Here is a 3,742-nt window from a genome sequence, read left to right on the forward strand (position 1 = left end):
GTCGTTCCGCCGCGCGTCATCCAGCAGGATCCGGGGCCTTCACCCATCTATGGTCACAACACGGGCGCACTCCCTCCACGCGGCACACATGAGGACGCATGATGCCCTCCTGCACACCACGTCCTTGGGGGGACTATGACCGACAGCACGCCACCACCCATGCCCGACTTCCCGCCACCGCAGCAGCCGGTGGTGAAGAACCACACCAACGCGATCATCATCGGTGCGGCCGCTGCCGTCATCGCCGCGGTCGTCGCCACCGGCGTTGTCGTCGTGCAGGCCACAGGCGACGACAGCAAGCCGGCCACCACCGCCAAGTCGAGCGCCCCGGACGTCGTGACTCCAGCCGCGGAGGAGCCGGACCCGGAGCCGACGTACGACGAGGTCGACGCCGACAGCTTCACGATCAAGCTGCGCACCACCAGCCGACAGTGCTTCGGATCGGCGGGCTGCAACCTGACGGTCGAGCCGAACCTGACCTACCTGGCTGACAGTACGTCCATCGACCCGGACGCCGTGTACGAGATCACCTACGAGATCCGCGGCGACGAGTCCGGGCCGGTCATCGAGACGGCCGAACTGTCGGACCAGACGAGTCTGAACTACACGCCATCTGTGATCAGTACTGTTTCGTCGGGTACGAAGGTGTCGGTGGATATCACCGACGTCACGACCCGGGGGTACTGAGGCGTTGCAGGTCATGCGTACGGGCCCCACTCGGGAGGATTCCGGGCGGGGCCGTCGTCATGTGGTGAGCTGCTGCCCCCTGCTTGCGCGCAATCCGAGCAACCTCGTACACACAGGCAATCTGCCGCAAACCGCGGGCGCGCGCCGCCAAACCTGCGCATGCTGGATCTCCAACCAGCGCTGATGGAGGGCAAGATGACGCTCAGGTCCCTCGGCCCAACCAGCGACGACAGCGACTGCCCTACCCTGTAACGGTCGACGGCACAGACGAGATCCTCGTCCAAGGCGAACGGGAGACCGACCCCGAACACCTCGTGCCACTACGCGACGTCAAGCCGTCCGAGACCTTCGTACGGGTACCCCGCGCCCTGCTCACCCGCTACGCACCCTGTACCGAGGCGCCCCAGCTCCCCTCGTTCGCGTCAACGGATGGAGGACGCAGGCTCTGGGCCGGGCCGCCCTGAGCCCTCTATGCCTGTCGCCCCTGCGGCGAGGCGTACGACCTGGCCCCGCTGGCCGACCGCCTTCAGGCGCACGGCAGCTGACCCAGCGGCCGTCCGCGGTCGGCCTGTGCCTCCAGCAGTGCAGCCACACCCGGATCCCTCGTGAAGGCGGGGCCCGCCCAGTGCGCCGGTGCTGCCACGGGCGCGAGGCACACCTCGGTGCCGTGGACGCGCGCGGCGTCGAAGAGGGTCTGCAGCACCTGCACGCCCGTCAGGTCGAGCGCACCCACGCAGGCACGCCACGTCTGGGTTGCTGAGTCGTACGCTGCGATCGTGCGGAGCCTGTCCAGCTGCTCCTGCCATTGAGGATCGGCGGCGGACGCTGTCCGGATGGTGGCCTCCAACACCCACGCGTTGTCACGGGAGTACGGCGAAGTAGTCATGCCGGTGACGGTAAACCCCGCCACTGACAACTCCTCCGATCAGGTGAATCCGGAGCCGTACAGAACTCTGCCGTGCCCGAGCACGTCCTGACAGACGTGGACCCGATCAGAGAAACTCACCTGTCCGAACCCGGCCTGCTCGTTGTCGATGTGGCCGGCCTGGACGACGACACCGTGTTCGCCTTCCAGGACGCGATCGCCCGAACGTGGGGGACGTCGACCGCCGAGCGCACCACCCGGGACGTCGGCCAGCCCGGCGTGCGGCTGCGTAAGTACACCGATCTGCGGCAGGTCCTCGCCCAAGCCTCCCCGCCGGAGCCGGTCACCAGCACGCAGTAAGCCTGGTCCGCCACCACGGGGGGAGCGACGGACCAGGCCCGAAGTCCACGGTGCCACACCTGCCCCCGACGCGTGCGGTGTGCTGATGAAGTGGCACTGACACCCGGTCGGTCCTCAGCTAACCGGTCGGGCGCGGTGCCGGGGCGTGAGACCGCCCGCTCTCAGAGAACCGAACACCGCACGGCTCAGGCTGCGGGCTTGATGGACACAGTGGCGTCCGGGCAGTCCTCCACCAGATTGTTCAGCACCGCGAGTTCCTTGTCGTCCGCGGCCAGGTCCCCACCGGAGTTTCGTGGCGGTCCAGTCCACGGCGTAGGTGCAGTGCCCGATGTGGCCGGCGGCAGCCACCGCACTGGGTCCTTCCCGCCCTTGGACCGGTTGGTCCTCGCGGTGACCGCGACCAGCGACCGCTCAGTGCCGATGTCGTTGGCGTACGCCTCACGCCGCTCGTCCGTCCAACCCGTGGCACCCGACGCCCACGCCTCCTCCAACGGCACCATGTGGTCGATGTCGAGCCCGGAGGCTTCGGTGAGGGTGACCTCGTCGTAGTACGACAGCCACTTACCACCCGTCAGTTCGCAGGCCTCGCCGTACTGGACGGCCTTGACCGCCTCGTCGATCAGAACCTCGGACCGGGTATCGCACGCATCGTCATCAGCGTCGACCCAGTGCTTGAACCGGGCGCGGTCATATCCGTCGCGGTCAACTTCCTCCGCCGCACGGAGCTGGGCGACGGCCTCGGCAAGCGGGATACCGCCGGGAGTGCCGCCCGGCGCGGCGGACCGACCGGCCGGAGTGGTGATAGTCGGGGTGGTTGGCTTTGCATCCTCGGACGTTACGGCGGTGCCGCAGCCGGTGACGGTGGCCAGGAGCAAGCCGGCACTGACGAATGCATGGCGGCGTAGCGACACTTGGGCTCCATGCTCGACTTCTGATGGCGACTCATCGTCCCAAGCGTCCCAGGCTGTTGGGCACGGTGCACTTGCGGCTCACTGCCTCACTGTCAGGTGCGCACCCGCCTCCCCCACGCCCCCGGCTGCCTGCGTCTGCATCCGGTCGCGGGGGCGGCTAGGACTCGTGATGCCGGCGCCTCGCTGGGACGCAGCCTCACGGCGGCCCATCGGCCCATATGAATATTTCACCCACAGGTGCGGCATCCACGGGGACTTCGCATAGCCGCACAGCACGCAAGGACATGTACACGGCGTGAAGCTCTCGAATCGCCTTCTTCGCGCCGGACTTGTGGCCATCGCCTCGCTCGCGGTCGCCGCTCCGGCAGCCCACGCCGAAGAGACTCTCCCCCTGCACTCGGCCGTTGCCGCGCTGCCGGTCGCTGACGAGGACCGCACCGGCTACGACCGGGACCTGTTCAACCACTGGATCGACGCCGACCGCGACGGATGCTCCACCCGCGCCGAGGTCCTCCTCGATGAAGCGACGATCGCGCCCGCGGTGACCGGCAGGTGCACTCTCACCGGGGGCCAGTGGTACTCCTGGTACGACAACCAGTACGTCGAAGGCGCCCGCGGCCTGGACATCGACCACCTCGTCCCGCTCGCCGAAGCCTGGGACTCCGGCGCCTCCACCTGGAGCGCGCAGCGGCGTGAGCAGTACGCCAACGACCTCGGCGACGAACGCGCACTGGTCGCGGTCACCGCACGATCCAACCGGCAGAAGGCCGACCAGGACCCCGCCACATGGCTTCCCGACGCCCCGGTCGTCTGCCGCTACGTCGCCGACTGGACCGTAATCAAACTCCGCTGGTCACTGGCCGTCGATGCCACCGAGCAGCACACCCTGACCGACCTCGCCGCCGACTGCCCCAACACC

The 3,742-nt window shown here is 68.3% G+C and carries 5 protein-coding genes; 3 read left to right on the forward strand and 2 right to left on the reverse strand.

The window, feature by feature from the left end; all coding sequences use genetic code 11:
* The first annotated feature begins 135 nt into the window (after positions 1-135).
* A complete protein-coding gene (locus tag KCH48_RS41730; protein ID WP_210582861.1) occupies positions 136-687 on the forward strand; it encodes a hypothetical protein in 552 nt (183 codons plus the stop codon).
* Between the two features lie 526 nt (positions 688-1,213).
* On the opposite strand, the gene KCH48_RS41735 is transcribed toward KCH48_RS41730, so the two are convergent.
* A complete protein-coding gene (locus tag KCH48_RS41735) occupies positions 1,214-1,573 on the reverse strand; it encodes a hypothetical protein (RefSeq protein WP_210582862.1) in 360 nt (119 codons plus the stop codon).
* Between the two features lie 72 nt (positions 1,574-1,645).
* Between KCH48_RS41735 and KCH48_RS41740 the strand changes: the two genes are divergently transcribed.
* Positions 1,646-1,912, forward strand: a complete 267-nt coding sequence (locus KCH48_RS41740; protein ID WP_307841099.1) for a DUF6207 family protein — start codon at positions 1,646-1,648, stop codon at positions 1,910-1,912.
* Between the two features lie 185 nt (positions 1,913-2,097).
* On the opposite strand, the gene KCH48_RS41745 is transcribed toward KCH48_RS41740, so the two are convergent.
* On the reverse strand, positions 2,098-2,823 hold the full coding sequence (locus tag KCH48_RS41745; RefSeq protein WP_307841100.1) for an HNH endonuclease family protein: 726 nt from the start codon (positions 2,821-2,823) through the stop codon (positions 2,098-2,100).
* 295 nt (positions 2,824-3,118) lie between these two features.
* On the opposite strand from KCH48_RS41745, the gene KCH48_RS41750 reads away from it, so the two are divergent.
* On the forward strand, positions 3,119-3,742 hold a 624-nt coding region (locus KCH48_RS41750), incomplete at its 3' end, for an HNH endonuclease family protein (RefSeq protein WP_210582863.1).

This window comes from Streptomyces sp. GESEQ-4 (genome assembly GCF_017948455.1).
In the GTDB taxonomy this organism is placed as follows: domain Bacteria; phylum Actinomycetota; class Actinomycetes; order Streptomycetales; family Streptomycetaceae; genus Streptomyces.

Bases quoted from the DNA above. Each gene is read 5' to 3' on its own strand.
- KCH48_RS41735 (WP_210582862.1), bottom strand. From the start codon at position 1,573: ATGACTACTTCGCCGTACTCCCGTGACAACGCGTGGGTGTTGGAGGCC.
- KCH48_RS41730 (WP_210582861.1), top strand. From the start codon at position 136: ATGACCGACAGCACGCCACCACCCATGCCCGACTTCCCGCCACCGCAG.